Here is an 18,094-nt window from a genome sequence, read left to right as displayed (position 1 = left end):
AGTACATGGCATTTACAATTGATTTAACAGATAAGGTCGTCCTGATCACAGGCGGAATTTCGGGCATTGGGCTGGGAGCGAGTCTGCAATTTGCTGCGGCAGGTGCGACCGTGATAGCCTGTGCTGAATTGGCGGTCGATGATCCGGCAGTGGCTTCCTTTTTTGCTGCAATGGAACCTTATCGGCAACGAACGTTCTATTATTCGGCTGACGTGTCCAATGAGACTGCTATTCAGGAATTGACTGTGCTCCTTCAAGAGGAGCATGGCCGTTTGGATGTACTGTTATCGAATGCAGGGCAGAATGTGTTCAAAGGCTTGGATGATTGTACGTTGGCAGATTGGAATCATAATAATAGCTTAAATCTGGCATCCCATTGGTTGCTGGCACGGGCTTTAAAACCGCTCTTGGCTCAAGCTTCACCGGGGGTGATTATTGTAATGGCCTCCAACCATGCTTATGCTTCCATCCCAGGTTGCTTTCCTTATAATGTAACCAAGGGGGCGCTCCTTTCACTGGTTAAGGCCATGGCTATCGAATGGGGACCAGCGATCCGTACGGTCGGACTTGCACCGGGGTTTATCGATACACCGGGTAATAAAAAATGGTTTGACAGTTTTCCGGATGCTGATGCCGAAAGACAAAAGACGGTTGATCGGCATCCTGTCAAAAAATTAGGTACGACAGAAGAGATCGGTGGTTGGTGTGTTTTTCTTTCCAGTACCTACGCGTCCTTTGCAAGTGGAAGTACCTATTTAATTGATGGCGGAAGAAGTGCACTATTGCAAGAGGATTAAAGCCTTATGTGAGCTTGCCGATTTAATTGGTGAGCGGTCAGGCAAAGCAAAATGATGATGGAAAAGAATTTAAAAGAAGCAGCAGTCTTACTACATACCGAATGTCTGCTGGGAGAGGGCATAGTTTGGAGCAAGCAGGATAACAGTTTATATTGGGTGGATATTTTGCGCAAGCGTATTTACACTTATCCATTGGAAAGCAAGAAGTCGGCTTACTGGGAATTACCAGGTTATGTGAGCAAAATTGTACCCTGGCCAGATGGATCGGGTAAATTTCTTGTGGCCATGCAGCAAGGGCTGGCCATTTGGACAAAGGAAACGCAAGATTTGACGGTCGTAGCTGAGCTAGATTCTATGGGGGGACAAATCCGTACCAATGACGGTGGAGTAGATCCCGAGGGTAATTTTTGGTTCGGAACGATGCACATGCAAGCTTTGCCGGATCTGGGGAAGCTTATGCGTTTCCGCAACGGGCTTTTGGAGACTGTTATTCCGGCAGTGACGATTCCCAATGGTATCGTATGGCCCGGCGATAGCCCCTATTTTTATTTTATCGATACTTATACCCGCGAAATCCGTCGTTATGCTAGGCATAATACAGGGGAATCGGCGGGAGGAGATGGACAGCGCTACAGTACATTAGTACGCGTACCCGATGAGCTGGGCATGCCTGATGGCATGTGCTTAGGACCCGATGGACATCTTTGGGTAGCGCATTGGGCCGGGTTTGCGGTTTGCAAGTGGCACAGGGAGACGGGCGAGCTGTTGGATAAAATAAGTGTGAACGCACCGCATGTGACTTCTTGTTGTTTTGGCGGCGCCACTGGCACAGACCTATTTATCAGTACTGCTAGGGAAGGACTTACGGAGGCTGAATTGCAGCGCTTTCCAGATAGTGGCAAAATATTTCACATTGCCTGCGTGGATAACGATACGTACCAAAAACTATAAATCATTATAATCTGCTTGCAATTGTTCTATTTAAGTTATAGCTTAATCTCTTCGTTGGATTCCATAGGAGAATCTTCGGCAGTGGTTGACATTTAAGCTGACAAAGGAAATTAGCTTATAGGTCCCGAGTTTTTTTTCTGAAACTTCCTGGTGTCTCCCCAGTCCATTTTTTAAAGAATTTCGAAAAGTTTGAAGCGTCGTATGTTAAGAGAAGCGCAATTTTTGCGATGGACAGGGTTGAATTATTCAGAAGTTCTTTGGCGCTACTGATAATTTTGAGATTGTAGAAATAACCGGGATGGTAGCCTTTCTCTTTTCGAATGGTATAGCACAGGTGTTTTGGAGAAACCGCAATTTCTCGGGCGATCTTGTTAAGCTCCATAAACTCCATGGTACGTCCATGTATAACATCGTCAATATGTGTGTCCAGATAAGACAAATATTGCCTGGTGATTTGAGAAGACCTCGTTTCTTTCATGGATTTGAAGATTTCGTATAACAGCTGTGATTGAGCTTATGTAACGTTTATCGGATAAATCAATGGGAGAAAAAGCCCGGCGATGGATGATCCATGCCAGGCTTTTAAGTGAACCGCCCCGAAAGGAGCTTTCGAGTAGATGTGACTTTTAAACAATTAACTTAACTATCGTTGAAGTTCAACTAGCTTCGTGATTATTTGTCCTGAATACAGCGTAAAGGATAGCCTGCAACTTTGAAGTAATTGGATGTATCCCATCCACCGCTTTCAAAACCACGACCCTGTAATGCTCTATCATTACCCCCCACCGCCGTATTTAGCCAATAGATAGCCGAGCTTTGACGAAGAACCTGTGCCCCATTTACTGATGACCTATGGCCAGCTGCGGGAAAACTCAATTTAATATCGCTGCTCTTTTTACTGGTCATAATATGGGCTGCGGTAAAGTCAGATAATCCAGGTCCAGATCCATTACCAGAGAACGCCGTCCAAGTACCGATGGACGTGTGGCGCGTATAATTACCTAAACGAGTGAATTCAGCCTGACTAGGAATTCTGTTGCCTGTACTACAAGGATCTGTTGCTGCTTTTATAGGCGCCGTTGGCGTACCATTGTTCCATGTGCCATCTGCAGCCGGAGTCGTATTCCATCCCGCAATGGCAGCATCTCCGCTGGACGCATTGGCAACAGGAGCTTGACGACCCCATTGATAATAGTTGCCGTATAATCCTTGATTTGAAGGCAGTACATCGGGATTATTGGTAGCAGGATTTAAAGTAGCGACCCCGAGGTTATATCTTTCCCAACGATGACCTCCGATCACAGCGTAAAGCGCATCTGCTGTATTAGTGGTTCGTGTTACATTGGTTGCATTGACATAACGGTCGCTGTTAAAACGCAATTTCATGGTGTACGAGGAGCCTGGTTTTAAACCTTGGCTACCATTTGAAAAACTAAAGTTGACAACCTGTGCGTTGACATCATTACCCACCTTGATCTGACCCGCAGGGATAGACAAGGCAATGGAGAAATTGGTGTCCTGCACCTGGTTGACAATAAAGGTCTGCCCTGTGGCATTGAGGTTTGAAATTGGAGGTACACTCGCGTTTGTAACAGAAGCCACGGTTGCACCTGTACTTAAATCAATAGTCGGGTTAGCGAAAGCTGAACCCCAATTGGCTTGTACGGGAACTTCTGAAAGATATCCGCCTTTAATATAGTTAGCCGTACCAAATGTACCCGTCGCATCGCTATTGTCTACAAGAATGGTGACACGGGTAAACATATGTTGTAAGGGAGCCGTCAATGCGGTTGGGGCATTGTTACCGAGGATAGTGACATCTTTTTCGATCGCATACATAAAGTCGGCCCCATCTTGTGTATAAGTTGCAAAGCTGAAGTTAACCTGACCTGCAGCGTAGAGGTTTGTTGTCGGTGCTGCAGCTGGCGCAGTCGTGGTCGAGCCCAAGGAATAGACCACAAAAGTATATTTATTGCCTGCAATTAATTTATCGCCAAAAAATACCTGAGTAGAGTCCGAAGCGTTACCGACCGCCTGGTCAATATAGGTACCGTCGGTTTCATAAGCGACTACCCGATAGGTCACTGCACCTCTTAGCGACAACAAGGAGGTGGCTGCCTTAGTTCTACTCGTAGCTGCTTTCAGTCCACTGCCATTTACCGTATTTTCCGTCAGTTCTGCGGTAATGTTAAATGGGCCAGACTGTACTTCTTCCGTTAGGGCTAATGGCGTTGTTGCGCTAGCTTTTGTGGATGCTTTGGCCACGGCTACTTGGTCCCCGCCAAACTCGGCTTCTGTCAAAGTCAGTTTTACACCGGCATGATTGGCTGCAATCATCTGCTCACTTTTCTCCTTGCTACAAGAAACAGAAACCGTCAGGAGTACAATAAAGGCTAGTTTAATTTTAGTAATCTGATATATCGTTTTCATCATGGTCGTTAATAGTTATAAATTGAGTTATTAGTTCCACCATTCACCGCTAGGGTCTTGGGTTTCAGTTCCACCATTATTCCAATCTGTTTCTTTAACGCCGGATCCACCACCTGGTTGAGCCGATCCGTTTGATCCGGCAGCAATGCCTTCCTCCATTTCTACCTTTAACTGCTCGATGGCAGGTTTCAGGTAAATCTTTTTTTCAGTTCTTTTTTTCATGTGCGTAATATTATTTGGTTTAAGATTTAACAGATGCTCAATAAGCCGCTGCTTGCAATGATGTAGCAGTTCACCTATGCTTTCTCGCAAATGCCTTTGTTAGTTGAGATTTCAATTGTTTACCGTATTTCGCAACGATCTGAGCTTCTTTTTAAAGGTTGATTTCTCTTCAATTAAATAGTTGTCAGTTGTGACTTGTTTATTGAACGAGTCATAATCTTAATCGCTTGATATATACTGTATTTCTTAGCGTAAAGATAGTTTGATTAGAAAATAATCGCGAAAATTGAGCTATCACAGAGTTATCACATAATTATCACATGTTTCGTAAGTTGTTGATATATAGGTGTTTGTGTGATGTTTTTATAATCTGTTTTGAGACTATGGAAAGTAATTTAATGTTATGACGCATAAATTGGAGTTGTTTTTGTGTTTTCATGTTTTTTAAGGTAAAAAAATGTTTTTGTTGTAGTTTTTTTAATTTGATGATTGATTTATACGTGTGATAGCGATGTGATACATTGCTGATATTTTGATGTGTGGATCGTTGTATTCCTGTAAGGAAAGCAAAGACAGTGGAGAGGCTAGTGGCAAGGCAAACGTCAGTATCCAATTACTTGGCGTAGAAAACCCAGTTGTCACAACAAAAAAAGAAAGTACGGGAAACAACACTGCTGGTACAGCCCAAACAGGTGTCGTTCCTTTGACAAACTCAAGTTCTTTTGAGGCAACATTGACCAGCGAACAGTCAGCAACAACTGGCAACCTGTTAAGCGCTTCGTCAGGTAAACAAGCAACAGTGACGGAGCAAAGAACACCGCTGGCCGCAAACATTAAATACAAAATTGTTGTTTACGGTGCCAACGGTGATTATGTTACAGAAAAAACATACACTAATACAGTAGATAATAGTACCGAAATCGTATTGGAAGCAGAAAAGACCTATACCTTTGTCGCTTATTCGATCAATAGTACAGCAACAGTTCCAGCTGTGACAGCACAAGCCAATCTTACCAATACGAGTTTGGATATATAGTATGGTGGGAACGGCAAGAAATCCAATTATTCGCGTTGTCATCAGCCGCTCGGGAGAAGTTTCTATTTACGGTAGTAAAGTAGCAGGTGGTGAATTGTATCCATTGGTTTTGACACAAGGTTCATTTAACATCGTGCTTTGGAGTACGACGGCGAATAAGGTGAAGATCACCCAGGTTGTTCAAGGAAAAACAACGATGATCGAATCGGGTAGTGGTAGACGGAAAGTAGCCTGTACATTATAAGTAATAGTTAGATACTTGATGCATCGAAAATAGTATTAAAAAAAATAAGACATTATCACCAATAATTCAAAAAAAATATATGTCAGCCCAAAGATCGAGGCGACAAACATAGAACTAGAACAAGGTATCGCTGCAGGTTCTGCTGCTACGACCAGCAATGATCCACAGGAGTTGTGGGATAAAGCCGATGACGACAATCGTTTAATCAACTGGTAGTTTTTCCAGATTTAATCGTCGTTTAATTCATGCTGGATTGGCCCGACAGGATTTCGTGGGAATCTTGCCGGGCCTTTTTACGTTTATCATGACCATTTTGACGTGCATTTTTTTGAGAAATCAAGTCATAAACCATTCGCTCAACATCTAGACTTTAATTGCTGACTGTCTTTTTTATGTTATTAATGTGTTGTTTTTCAGTTTTTTAAAAAGTGTGATATGAATGTGAAAGGCTCTTTTTTCTGTTTCTTTCTTTTAATGCAAATATTTGTCAGGCAGAAATTGTGATCTGTAATTGAGTTGAGAATTCAACCTGTGAAAGCATTAGAAATAGGGTGGTTTCAAAAACTTTGGAAGGATTATAAGTACTGAATTATCGCCCGGATCTTAATGCGTGGAGGTCCGAGATAATATATTTGGATGAACTTGGTGGGGGCAAATTTTGCCCTCTCGAGTTTAATTGATCCGGAGGCCTATTGGCTAAGGATAATCGAAATGATCGAGCGATTTGCGGAAAGGAAATTTACCCAAACTGGGAAATAGGAATATAAAACTTGCTGAAAAAACGATGTAAAAATGGAAAGAAACGACTTTAATACTTTAATTGCTTTAGCGAAAAACAACGATGCCGAATTTTTGGCTTTGTTCAACGAAATCTATCCCGGATTTGTCAGCTCATTAAAGACTATACATCCTAAAATCCGCAGCAGCGAACTCGAGTTCTGCGCGATGACTTTTCTGAATTTCTCCACCAAACACATCGCACAATATACCTATGTAACCGTGCGGGCTGTACAGATCCGCAAAAATCGATTGCGTAAAAAGTTCAATATCCCCTCCGATTTGGATTTTAACACCTGGATGCGGGAGCAGATTCCTCGCAATTCGTTTGCTGAACTGGGCTAAAAGCTAAACTTGCCATTGGAAAATCAGGAGAACGGGCTGCTTTATCTTAGCTTTATCGTCGCTCAGGACAAATTGCTAGGAAAATTTAGCGTAAGTGTTCTACTTATTTTTTTGAAATGTGTTATATCTGTGATAGCACATTTTTCTGCTTTTATATTTTTAGTATCTATATTCGCTTTCAACACGTACAATACTGCAATTCCATCTGATTAAGGTTGATGCCAGAATCGTGACTGGACGTATCCCCTGTGAACAGGAAAGGTACTGCCAATCTACGGGCAAATGAACATATTATCTATTACATATTATTTGGATAAATTAATGGAGATAGTCGTCAGCTTCGGCTGATGACTATTATTTTTTAACCATGTAAGGAAAAATTAGTGTCATAAAGACGCCTGTTTACCTGAGTTTTATAAGATATAAAATTGTTTTTGGATCGGGAATTATCATGGTTTCATCATTTAAAAATACTAGATTTGCACGAAGAAATTTTGGACTTAAAAAGTCTGAAATGAATTGAAAAACAACAACCTGAAAACAATTTATTGCCTATACATGAAAAAACATCTTCTATTTTTACTTTTATTCTTTTTGACACTGAAGGCGAGTGCTGCTGATGACAAGTCAGTCCAGGTGCGTGCCGTAGATTCACTTTTGATTAAAACAAGGGAATTATTTAATGCTGGACAATTATTGCCTTATATTGAAACGGCAATAAAAGCACTTAATCTAGCCAATGAAGTCAACTATGATGCGGGCCAAGGAAAAGCGCATTCGTGGATTGCAGAAGGTCTTGTGCATGTAGGGCTGTTTAAAGAGGGATTGCAACATCTTGAAAGCGTTGAAAAAACTAACTTTTATAAGGAAAATATACTCGCGCAGTCCGAAGTCCGTCGGGTACGGGGAAGAGCCTATGGCGAGCTCCATTTGTATCAGCAGGCCATTCGGGAGTTTCGTTTGCAGCTGGGGCTAATCAAAAATCTAACCGGCGAAAAACAAAAAAAATCCTATCAGTTTACCTATGAAAACTTGAGCGTTGCTTTTGATGCAATCGGAGAGCTGGATTCTGTGGAAAAGTATAATCATCTGTTACTAGCCAATTTAAAGGGCGAAGACGAACATAAGGAAGCCTTTAGATACCTGGTAGTTTATGATAACTTAGGTAAACTCTACGTTAAAAAAGGTGATTTTAACAAAGGGCGATACTACCTGGATAAATCACTTGCCTTGGTAAAGAAGTATAAAATTCCGGTGGTACTCAATACGTATTCTTCGTTGGGTTCGTTGGCGGAACAGAAAGGGGATTTCAAGCAGGCTGCAGCATTTTATGAAAAAAGTCTGTCCAGTAAGCAGCAAATCGGTAGTAGGAATGGCATGAAGAATTCTTACCGGGAACTAGCTGACTTTTACAGGACAACCAAACTGGATAAAGCGAAAGCTGATCACTATGAGATGGCCTTTAGTCGGCTCAACGATTCGCTGGAAATTGAAAATAGACAGGTCGTTGATCAGGTACTCAATGAGATTTTGAAGTTAAAAGACCAGGAGTCGGAGAGTAAGGTCTCCAAAGCTGCTACCATCTCAATTGTTATTTTGGTACTTCTTCTTGTAGCGATCACACTATTTATCTGGCGTTCTAAACGTAACCGGAAGCTACTGGGACAGAAAGAGGAGGCGCTGCAAGAAACAGAAAACATCAATAAGCAATTGACTGAACAGATCGGGGAGAATAAATTTAATACACTAATCGAGCTGGCCAAAAGCAACAATCCGGAGTTTTTAACCCTATTTAAAGAACTGTACCCGCAGTTTATTTCGGCGCTCAAATCTTTTGATCCCAACCTTCGGAGTACGGAACTGGAATTTTGTGCCATGGCCTTTCTCAATTTCTCAACCAAAAATATTGCGGAATATACCTACGTCACCATCCGGGCCGTACAGGTGCGAAAAAATAGATTGCGCAAGAAGTTTGACATCCCCTCGGATGCTGATTTTAATAATTGGATGCGTGCCTTGGCAGATAAAGTACATCAATCGCAGCCCAGCGAGCACTAAGCATAAGTGCTGCGATAGACATCATCGTGTTTCGTGTTGCCCTGATAATAGGCTTGGCGAGTACATAGCGAAACTCGTATAAGGGAATAATTATACTTTTTGTAAAGGCTAGGTCAGCAATGATCTGGCCTTTTTTACGATCCATCATTTATTCACATCGAGTTTACCAGCAAGCTGATGATTATAACTATGAGTTAATTGCTTTTGTTTTTATGTATTATATTGATTAGTAGTGTTTTATTTGTTTTAAAATCAACTGTGATAGCGATGTGATAGCCTGTTTTTTTGTGTCTAATTTATTTAAAGGCAACTTTGCCCGGCCATCGAAACGAAATATAAAATAGAACAATGTTCTTTCATTTAAAATTATGGAAACAAAACACACACACAAAATCAAACTGGGTAAATTGCCTTACGAGGCACCTCAAATTAAGGTTGAAGACATCATTTTAGAGTACAGTGTTGCAGCTGGTTCGGTGCAGACATCTGGAACAGTACAGCAACAATGGGACGGAGAAGAATCGTCCACATCAAGCCAAGGTGAAGGCTGGTGGTAACCGAAAAGTACCAACTTAAATTATTATCAAGTATGAAAAGAAACAGCACAATAATACTACTGGCGCTATCTCTAATGATGGCTGCCTGCAACAAAAATAATGAAAACGTAAGTAATGGCGATAATGGCCGGGTAAGCATCAAGATTGCCGGCGTCTCTTATTCGGATACCGACTACGATTTACAGCCCAAAGCTTCAGCAAGTAAAAGTAGCTCGTCTACTTCTGCCGCGCAAAATACAACTGTTCCCTTCAACAATGAACTCGACGTTAAAGCAACCTTAACAGCCGTCAGTTCAACGACCGCCTTACGTGCCTCGACTGGGGCAACCAAAATGGCTACAACACCGACTGTACTGGATAATGGTGCTAAATACTTGATCGCGGCTTATAATGCTTCTGGAAACTATGTCAACGCGACGGGTGTATTGACTTATTCTAATACGGCTACCAATTGGTCCCTGGACTTACCGGCAGGAAATTATACCTTCATCGCATTGGCAGTCGATCCGGGACAGACTTTTCCAACCATTAATCTGAATCAAAACCTCGCCAATATTACCTTTGGCGTGACAGGGGCGGATACGGATCTTTTATGGAAAAAACAGTCGGTCACCGTTGTTAGTGGACAAAATAACATTCAAAATCTCGTTTTGAGTCATGTTTTTACCGAAGTAAAAGCGACTTTAGAAAGTACTTCGGCTAATGTGGTGGGTAATATTACTTCCATGGTAGGTGGTACAATCACACCAAATTATCAATCGGCAACGTTTAGCTTTGCCAACGGAACATACACGCAAAGTGGACAGTCCTTAAATCGTGCACTTTCATTTACCGGTACGGGATTGACATGGTCCAGCAGTCCCGCTTTGATTATCTCCGAAGGCACAACGACTGGTAAGATCAATTTTGGAACAGTCACCTTAAATGCAACACAAGGTGGTGTACGTTCGGGATTGATTGATCTTGCTAATCTGTCATTGCAAAAAGGAATCAAATATGATTTAAAACTACGTTTGGTGCCTCGTGGTGCATTGGATATTCCTAATTCAAACTATTACTGGGGCTCGGCCAATTTAAAAGCAGGTAATCCGCCTTCTGCCGTCGAAGCCGCACAATATCTTTTGGGGGGATCTCATGACGGTGGTGGTTCACAGTCTTACTGTTCATCTATCTTGGGTACAGGCTGGCAAACTCCTGCGCAGGCTGAATATGAACAGCTTATTGCTGCCGGAAAGGTGAGGGGGACCTACAACGGCCAAACAGGTTGGTTCTTGGGGACATCAACATTGCCAACGGTAAATCTAGACAATTACATGTTCCTACCAGATAACAAGCCGGTGATCGTTGAAAGCGGATCTGGAAATGCCAGCACGCATATCCCACCTGATGCGCTTGGGGTTTATTGGGCCGACCGCACGGTACAGGGAACAGCCAAACCCGCCGTAATTTTAACGGCTACCAATGTGTATGTGATGCCTATCCATCAAAACAATGCCGTGGGTATACGCTGTATGCGAAGCAAATAATTACTTTAAATTATTATTTTAGAGAATATATGCAACATAGTTATCAGCTTCGGCTGATAACTGTTTTTTTTATATGCAGGCAACACACTGCGTAAAATGATTGGGGTCGCTGTTTGCTAGTGTTTGTTAATTAAAGGCTTGTTTTTATAATCGGTCGGAGTAATCCCTTTAATCGATTTAAAGAACTTGTTGAAGTTGGGCAAAGAGTTGAAACCACAGGCGTAAGCAATATGGGTTATTGGGTTTTCTTCCTGAACCAAAAGCCGGCAGGCTTCATTGATCCGGACTTCATTGACGAATTTTGAAAATGTTTTTTTTGTACGTGCTTTAAAAAATCGACAGAAAGAAGGTTTGGTCAAGTTGGCCAATTTAGCTGCTTCGTCCAGGGAAATGTCATCACTGAAATTTTCAAAAACATACGTGTAAATACTGAAGATAATTTCTCCATCCTTACCCGCCAGGCCACCAATATAAGGCTTATTGGATAGTTTACTGTATTCCTGAGTATGCAACAGAATCCCTAAAGACTCGAAGAGATAGGCTGTTTTTCGTACTTCAGGAATAGCGAGCATCTTGTGCAGTATTTTTTTGAGTTTATTTTTTGCTTCTCCATAAAACAGCATTCCCTGTCTCGATCGCTCAAGAAAATCTTTTAGCTGGCTTGTTTCAAACAATAAGGAACAAAATGACAGCAGAGCTTCCGGGTCGAAATACAAGGTGATGAATTGTACATTTTGCTCCTGGTCGGTTTCTGTAGGCGAGTTGTACCAGACGTGTGGCAAACCAGGACCAATAAAAGTCAGCTCATCGCTTTCAAAGTCTTCCAGCTGATCTCCTATGCATCTTTGGCCTCTACCCTTAATGATGTAAGTAAGCTGACATTCACGGTGAAAATGGTACTCGGAAAGAAGTTTGGGACAATTTTCGTGCCGGATTTCAAAAATCCTGTTTCCTGAATTTGAAAGTGCTTTCGCGTAAATTGGCTGCATAGATTCTTAACATATTTAATGAAATAAATGGAAACGTACACCAATCTTCATAATCGATTGAAAGTGATCACTCAAAAAACGGTTTTTAAAGATCACAAGGCATGTATTAAACACTTAAAATCATGTAAATTATTACTTTTTTCCTGTTCGTCGGACGGCAATCAAACTGTATTTGATGTATTTCATATGGTTGAAAATTTTTGCCACCTATTGTTCAGGGCGGGTGGCGTAGTCCTATTTTTTTGATTTCATCCCAGTTTCTATAGGTGAAATGTCTGCTGACAGTTAAATAATAACGCCAGCGCCAAAAGCACAGCGGATTTATCGCTTACCTTTCATAACCAAAGTTTGGCAATTTGTGGAAAGTATTTTTTGCCAAAAAGCAAAAAATATAGCATGCTTATCGTGTATATTTAGGGTAATTTATTGCTGGCACGCCATTAGTGCGATAGATTCATTGTATGCAAAAAAAGACCAATCGATATAGCCAATCGGCCACAGATCTTATTGTAAAGCTGTTTGAAAGCATTCATCCGCTGTCGAACGATTTAAAACAGCTGATCGAAACGCATAGTTATGTGATCGATGTGAAAGCCGGGGTTCGCCTGATTGATATCGGACAGGTGCAAAAGCAGATCTACTTCATTCTCCAGGGCGGTGTACATACTTATTATATTGATCCGGCGGGTAACGAGATCAGCTCCTGGCTGCTGTATGAAGGGGAGCTCGCTATTGCGGTCTATAGCTTTTTTAGTCAAAAACCGAGCTTCGAAGCAATTGAAACACTGGAGCCCTGCCGTCTATTGGTTCTGAGCTACGAGAAATTGAATGAGCTGTACCATACATTCCCCGAATTTAATTTCATCGGTAGGGTATTGACCGAACGTTATTATATCAAAAGTGAAGAGAAAGCCAATGAGCTACGGATGTTGCCCGCGGTGGACCGGTATAGAAATCTTGTTGAACGTTATCCTGAGATTTTAAAACGCACACCATTGGGTATCGTCGCCTCGTATTTGGGGATAACGCAATCTACATTGAGCCGCATAAGAGCAAAAGTTTAACATGCCCACAGAATCCTGAACTTTTTTATGCGGAAGGAACACAATGTGTTAATAGGGCATCTAAAAAGAGCAATAAAGTGTATGTGTTTGCCAATAGCTATCCTTATTTTTGATGATATGGCGAGGATTCAGTGCATTTCTATTGCGAACAGTTGGCATTGCATCCCTAAATCGAATCGTAAACCTCAATGAAATTGAACACATCAATGCTAAACCGTATATGTACTGGTCTTGCGCTCTGTTTTCTCCTGTCGGTGGAAATTGCTGTTGCGCAGTCTGGAGCCAAGAAAGAAAACTGTATCTGGTTTGAACAACCTGCAAATGCCTTAGCCGTAGATTCCAAAAATGGCTGGGAGAGTGACCCCGAGTGGCTGAAAGCCCTACCCATTGGTAATGGAAACCTTGGGGCTATGGTTTTTGGCGATGTCAACCACGAGCGGATTCAGCTGAACGAAATGACGTTATGGAGTGGAAGCTTCGACGCAGGCGACAATCCTGCGGCTTCACAGTCCCTGCAGAAGATCCGTGAACTACTGTTTCAGGGCAACTATAAGGAAGCAACCGAATTGACCAATAAAACCCAGATCACAAAGGGAAAAGGATCGGGAAGTGGCAATGGCGCCAATGTTCCTTTTGGCTGCTTCCAGACCTTGGGCGATTTACGGCTTGACTTTGGTACGGATGCCGCTTATCAGGATTATCACCGTGAACTGGATCTGATGAAAGGGATTGCCTCCAGTTCTTTTGTCCAAAATAGCGTCAAGTTTAAACGGGAAGTTTTCGCTAGTCACCCCGATCAGGCGATCATTATTCGGCTCACTGCAGACAAAGCTGGGGCGATCAATGTGCTCTTCAGTCTGGACCGGCCCGAGCGGTTTGCAACGGAGGTTACGGCAAAGCATGGACTGCGCATGTTTGGCGTGCTCGATAATGGGCGGGGTGGAAATGGTATGCTGTATGAAGCTGAGGTGACTCCGGTCCTGGAAGGCGGCAAAATCAGCAGCCAGACCAAAACCGGTATTCAGGTTACAGGTGCCAATGCGTTGACGCTTATCGTAACTGCAAAAACAAATTATAAACAGCATTATCCAGACTATATTAATGCCAATTATCAAAAAGAACATCTCGAAATACGGAAAGCGGCTACGGGCAAATCGTACCAGACGCTCCGGGATCGTCATATCAAAGACTTTTCTTCGTTTATGGGACGGGTGAGTTTTCAGCTGGGAAATAGTACCAATAATATGCCTACCAATGTGCTGATGGCCAATAATCTGCGTAGCGGAAATGAACAGGCCTTATATCCCCTGTATTTTCAGTACGGCAGATACCTATTGCTTTCTTCCTCGAGAGCAGGCGGTCTTCCTGCCAACCTGCAGGGAATCTGGGCCAATAAGATACAAACACCATGGAATGGCGATTACCATACCGATATCAATGTACAGATGAACTACTGGCCTGCGGAGGTAGCCAATCTATCCGAATCGCATCGTCCCCTGATGGATCTGATCGCATCGCTTGTGGCACCAGGTAGCAAAACAGCCCAGATACAATATGGGATGCGGGGATGGGCGCTGCATCCGATAACGAATGTTTGGGGCTACACTTCTCCGGGGGAAAGTGCAAGCTGGGGGATGCATATCGGGGCCGGAGCCTGGATTGCCCAACATATCTGGGAGCATTATGCCTTTACACAGGATAAAGACTTTTTAAGAAAAGCTTATCCGATTCTAAAAGAGGCTTCGACCTTTTACCAAGATTGGCTGACAACGGATCCTAAAACAGGGCTGCTGGTTTCGGGGCCTTCACCTTCGCCGGAAAATTCCTTTAAAGCGCCCGATGGCTCTATTGCGCAGATCAGTATGGGGCCATCGCATGACCAGCAGGTTATTTTCAATCTATTTGAGCACACCCTGGCTGCATCAGAAATACTGGGTTTAAAGGAAGACGGTTTTTTAAAGGGCTTGCAGGCAGCAAAAGACAAGCTGGCCCGTCCGAAAATTGGTAGCGATGGGCGCCTGATGGAATGGGCCGAAGAGTTTGAAGAGGTAGAACCTGCTCATCGTCATCTGTCCCATCTGTTTGCGCTATACCCGGGTAATGAAATCACGTTGGACCGTACGCCTGCATTGGCAAAAGCTGTGCAGCAGTCGTTGGAAAGACGTGGCGATGATGGGGTAGGCTGGACCTACGCCTGGAAAATTGCGCTTTGGGCACGATTGCAGCAGGGCGATCGGGCACTGAAATTGCTTAATAAACAACTGCGCCCTACAGCGGATATGGATACCAAATATGACGGCGGTGGCGGTACCTACTACAATATGTTTGATGCATGTCCTCCATTTCAGATCGACGGTAACTTTGGTGTGATTGCCGGAATGGCGGAAATGCTCCTGCAAAGCCATGAAGATTTTATTGAGCTGCTTCCGGCGCTTCCGGCCAGCTGGAAAGATGGCGAGATAAAGGGCCTGGTAGCTAGGGGAGGGATCGAAATTGATCTGAAATGGACAAATGGTCAACTGGTCAGCGCTGTGGCAAAAGCCAAAAAGAAACAGAAATGTCGGGTGAAGTATGCCGGGAAATTGTTCGAGCTTGAACTACCCGCGGGTGAAAAAGTCAATCTAAAAATATAACTTCAAAAAAATACCGAAGGGATTTATCCTTCGGTATTTTTTGTGAAAAAGAAAATTACAATTTAAAGTTAGATAGTTTTGCTGTCACGCAGCATCTTAATGATATTGTGCGCTTCAAGCTGCTTGCTGAGCTGCGTGTTGATCAAACTATGCACATTTTGCGAGAGCTCTTCCGATCCATCAGCCAAAGCGGTTTGATAGGTGGATTTGAATGCATCTTCGCCCTGCTCACAGGTTTCGAGCAGACTTCTTTCGTCATCTCCCGTGATATTCACTTTTATTCCCATCCAGGCGCGGAAAAGCTTACCGCTCAGCATGGTGCTGTCTGTCGGTTCTTTGCCTTCAAGTTCAACATAAGGTGTCAACTCAGCAATAAATTCTTCCGACTGTCCGATAAATTTTTGAAATGTTGGGATTAGTTTATCCAAGCCGTGGCTAGTTGCCAGATCAATTGCTTTTTTATAACCCTCGATGCGGTCGTTGTTGATTTTGATAATGTCGTTGATGATCTCCGGATTGTTGATGTTGTTTTCCATAATATTGTTATTTGTTATCATTTTTGTTTATTCGAAAAACAGCAGGCGTTGCATGATCGTTTGCAGAATCCGATATTCAGGTATTTAAATCGTAGCCCGTATTTATCCCATTTTTTATTGTACGGGAATAAATCTGCTTAAAACTTTCTGCAATTTGCCCTTGTTCTTAAAACCGAATACTGTCCATTAGGCAGGCAACGAAAACTATGCAACAAAACATTCATGTAGCCATTATCGGGGGCGGACCCAGTGGCCTGTTTATGTACAAAAGATTGATCGAAAGGAATATCCCCGGTCTCAAAGTATCTATTTTCGAGTCCCGCAAGCAATTGGGGGCAGGAATGCCTTACAGCTATGAAGGTGCTACACCGGAACATCTGACTAACGTATCGGATCACGAAATCCCCGCACTGGTCACGACGATTGAGGACTATGTTCAATCCCTGTCAGAGGCCACTCTCCGTACCTATGGAATCGATGTGGACGATTTTAATCGCTACAAAGTAGTTCCACGGCTGCTCCTGGGACGCTACCTGTCGGAGCAATTTATGTTATTGAAGCGGATGGCGGATGAACAGGGTATTGAAACACAGGTTCACCTCGCTAGCCAGGTTACTGATATTATTGACCTTGAAGGCCAGGCGCAGGCTAAAATTATGGTGGGTAGCACCGATACCTATATCGTAGACAAGGTGGTCATCTGTACCGGACATAAGTGGCCAACCAAGTATGAGGGCAATGTCGAACATTATTTTGAGTCTCCCTATCCACCGTCCAAGTTGGCCTTAAAAACCAATCATGCCGTCGGGATACGCGGCGCTTCCCTAACGGCCATAGATGCTATTCGTACCCTGGCTCGTCACAATGGCTCTTTTGAAGCCCTGAAGACCGGTGAGCTAAGGTATCAGATCGACCCGGGAAGCGAAAATTTTAAATTATTAATGCATACCCGCAGTGGACTGCTTCCTGCGATCCGCTTCCATCAGGAAGAACCCTTCCTGGCCAATAACCTCTTGATCTCCGAAGAGGAACTGATGCTTAACAGGCTTGAGAACGAAGGTTTCGTCTCATTGGATTTTCTGTTTGAGCGTAATTTTAAAGCGCAGTTCAAGGAAAGGGATCCCGATTTTTATACGATCGTGGAAAAGCTCAGCCTGGAAGACTTTGTAGAGGCAGTACTCCATTTAAGGGAACAGAAAGACGCCTTCGAGGGATTTCGTCAGGAGCACCAACAGGCGCTGAAATCGATCAGAAAACGCCAATCGATCTATTGGAAAGAAGTGCTTTCTGCCTTGAGTTTCACCTTAAATTATCCCGCTAAGTACATGTCTGCAGAAGATATGCTGCGTTTAAAAAAAGTACTCATGCCGCTGATTTCCATTGTCATCGCTTTTGTGCCGCAGAGTTCCAGTCGCGAGCTGCTTGCGCTGCACGATGCTGGTCGGCTGGAGGTGGTCAATGTTGGTACCGAAAGCCGGGTTGAGCCTGCGCACGACCGCGGTGCCAATTATTTTTATACCGATGAATCGGGGATCGAAATAAAAACGCATTATAAGACATTTGTGGATTGTGTGGGACAGCGACCGTTGAACTTTGAAGAATTTCCTTTCAGGAGTCTGGTCGACAATGGACAGGTCAGTCGCGCTTACTTACGGTTTCGCTCCATGGAACAGGCCAAAGAACAAATGCTGGCAGGCAACGATCATATGTTTGTGGCACCGGATGGCGCCATTTTTTTGCAGGTACCCGGGGTAAAGATCGATGACAGCTTCCGTTTGGTAGACCACGGCGGTAGCGCCAGTCAACGTCTTTTTATGATGGCCGTGCCTTATATGGGCGGCTATAATCCGGATTATTCAGGCCTTGATTTTTGCGCCGCCACATCGGCTATCATTGCTGGGAAGATTGCGGAGAGCGGATAAATACGCA

16 protein-coding genes are annotated in these 18,094 nt (G+C 43.3%); 11 read left to right on the top strand and 5 right to left on the bottom strand.

The annotated features are described in order from the left end of the window. Positions 1 to 5: 5 nt before the first annotated feature. Together AAH582_RS17910 and AAH582_RS17905 are read left to right on the top strand one after the other, a co-directional pair. Complete coding sequence (locus AAH582_RS17910; RefSeq protein ID WP_343319283.1) at positions 6 to 797, top strand: SDR family NAD(P)-dependent oxidoreductase; 792 nt, start codon at positions 6 to 8, stop codon at positions 795 to 797. A 57-nt stretch (positions 798 to 854) separates the two neighbouring features. Further along, entirely contained in the window at positions 855 to 1,748 is an 894-nt protein-coding gene (locus tag AAH582_RS17905; protein WP_343319280.1) for an SMP-30/gluconolactonase/LRE family protein, read from the top strand. A gap of 115 nt (positions 1,749 to 1,863) precedes the next feature. Here AAH582_RS17905 and AAH582_RS17900 read toward each other — a convergent pair whose 3' ends face one another. The 3 genes from AAH582_RS17900 to AAH582_RS17890 all read right to left on the bottom strand — a co-directional run bounded on the left by AAH582_RS17900 (position 1,864) and on the right by AAH582_RS17890 (position 4,400). Further along, positions 1,864 to 2,226 carry a helix-turn-helix domain-containing protein gene (locus AAH582_RS17900; protein ID WP_343319278.1) on the bottom strand — a complete coding sequence of 121 codons (363 nt, stop codon included), beginning with the start codon at positions 2,224 to 2,226 and terminating at the stop codon, positions 1,864 to 1,866. Between the two features lie 194 nt (positions 2,227 to 2,420). Next, positions 2,421 to 4,181 carry a hypothetical protein gene (locus tag AAH582_RS17895; protein WP_343319276.1) on the bottom strand — a complete coding sequence of 587 codons (1,761 nt, stop codon included), beginning with the start codon at positions 4,179 to 4,181 and terminating at the stop codon, positions 2,421 to 2,423. Positions 4,182 to 4,208: 27 nt separating this feature from the next. Further along, positions 4,209 to 4,400 (bottom strand): hypothetical protein, encoded by a 192-nt coding sequence (locus AAH582_RS17890; RefSeq protein ID WP_343319274.1) that lies wholly within the window; start codon positions 4,398 to 4,400, stop codon positions 4,209 to 4,211. Between the two features lie 535 nt (positions 4,401 to 4,935). Between AAH582_RS17890 and AAH582_RS17885 the strand changes: the two genes are divergently transcribed. From AAH582_RS17885 to AAH582_RS17860, 6 genes are all read left to right on the top strand, one after another. Next, positions 4,936 to 5,436 carry a hypothetical protein gene (locus tag AAH582_RS17885; RefSeq protein WP_343319271.1) on the top strand — a complete coding sequence of 167 codons (501 nt, stop codon included), beginning with the start codon at positions 4,936 to 4,938 and terminating at the stop codon, positions 5,434 to 5,436. A 1-nt stretch (position 5,437) separates the two neighbouring features. After that, positions 5,438 to 5,680 (top strand): hypothetical protein, encoded by a 243-nt coding sequence (locus AAH582_RS17880; protein ID WP_343319269.1) that lies wholly within the window; start codon positions 5,438 to 5,440, stop codon positions 5,678 to 5,680. A 792-nt stretch (positions 5,681 to 6,472) separates the two neighbouring features. Then, positions 6,473 to 6,802, top strand: a complete 330-nt coding sequence (locus AAH582_RS17875; RefSeq protein WP_343319266.1) for a helix-turn-helix transcriptional regulator — start codon at positions 6,473 to 6,475, stop codon at positions 6,800 to 6,802. Positions 6,803 to 7,360: 558 nt separating this feature from the next. After that, entirely contained in the window at positions 7,361 to 8,860 is a 1,500-nt protein-coding gene (locus tag AAH582_RS17870) for a tetratricopeptide repeat protein (protein WP_343319263.1), read from the top strand. A 368-nt stretch (positions 8,861 to 9,228) separates the two neighbouring features. Further along, on the top strand, positions 9,229 to 9,417 hold the full coding sequence (locus tag AAH582_RS17865; RefSeq protein WP_343319260.1) for a hypothetical protein: 189 nt from the start codon (positions 9,229 to 9,231) through the stop codon (positions 9,415 to 9,417). Positions 9,418 to 9,449: 32 nt separating this feature from the next. Continuing rightward, entirely contained in the window at positions 9,450 to 10,943 is a 1,494-nt protein-coding gene (locus AAH582_RS17860; RefSeq protein WP_343319258.1) for a hypothetical protein, read from the top strand. Positions 10,944 to 11,059: 116 nt separating this feature from the next. Here AAH582_RS17860 and AAH582_RS17855 read toward each other — a convergent pair whose 3' ends face one another. After that, complete coding sequence (locus AAH582_RS17855) at positions 11,060 to 11,932, bottom strand: AraC family transcriptional regulator (RefSeq protein ID WP_343319256.1); 873 nt, start codon at positions 11,930 to 11,932, stop codon at positions 11,060 to 11,062. A gap of 461 nt (positions 11,933 to 12,393) precedes the next feature. On the opposite strand from AAH582_RS17855, the gene AAH582_RS17850 reads away from it, so the two are divergent. Together AAH582_RS17850 and AAH582_RS17845 are read left to right on the top strand one after the other, a co-directional pair. Further along, a complete protein-coding gene (locus AAH582_RS17850; protein WP_343319254.1) occupies positions 12,394 to 12,996 on the top strand; it encodes a Crp/Fnr family transcriptional regulator in 603 nt (200 codons plus the stop codon). 206 nt (positions 12,997 to 13,202) lie between these two features. Next, positions 13,203 to 15,629 (top strand): glycoside hydrolase family 95 protein, encoded by a 2,427-nt coding sequence (locus AAH582_RS17845; RefSeq protein WP_343319252.1) that lies wholly within the window; start codon positions 13,203 to 13,205, stop codon positions 15,627 to 15,629. 68 nt (positions 15,630 to 15,697) lie between these two features. On the opposite strand, the gene AAH582_RS17840 is transcribed toward AAH582_RS17845, so the two are convergent. Beyond that, the gene (locus AAH582_RS17840) at positions 15,698 to 16,165 is read right to left on the bottom strand and encodes a PA2169 family four-helix-bundle protein (RefSeq protein ID WP_046675555.1); all 468 of its coding nucleotides are present in this window, start codon (positions 16,163 to 16,165) and stop codon (positions 15,698 to 15,700) included. Between the two features lie 206 nt (positions 16,166 to 16,371). Here AAH582_RS17840 and AAH582_RS17835 point away from each other — a divergent pair, with 206 nt between their 5' ends. Beyond that, positions 16,372 to 18,087, top strand: a complete 1,716-nt coding sequence (locus AAH582_RS17835; protein ID WP_343319249.1) for an FAD/NAD(P)-binding protein — start codon at positions 16,372 to 16,374, stop codon at positions 18,085 to 18,087. Positions 18,088 to 18,094: the final 7 nt, after the last annotated feature.

This window comes from Sphingobacterium multivorum (assembly GCF_039511225.1).
In the GTDB taxonomy this organism is placed as follows: Bacteria; Bacteroidota; Bacteroidia; order Sphingobacteriales; family Sphingobacteriaceae; genus Sphingobacterium.
Note: the sequence above shows the minus strand (reverse complement) of the source record. Positions and strands in the feature narration are given on the sequence as shown.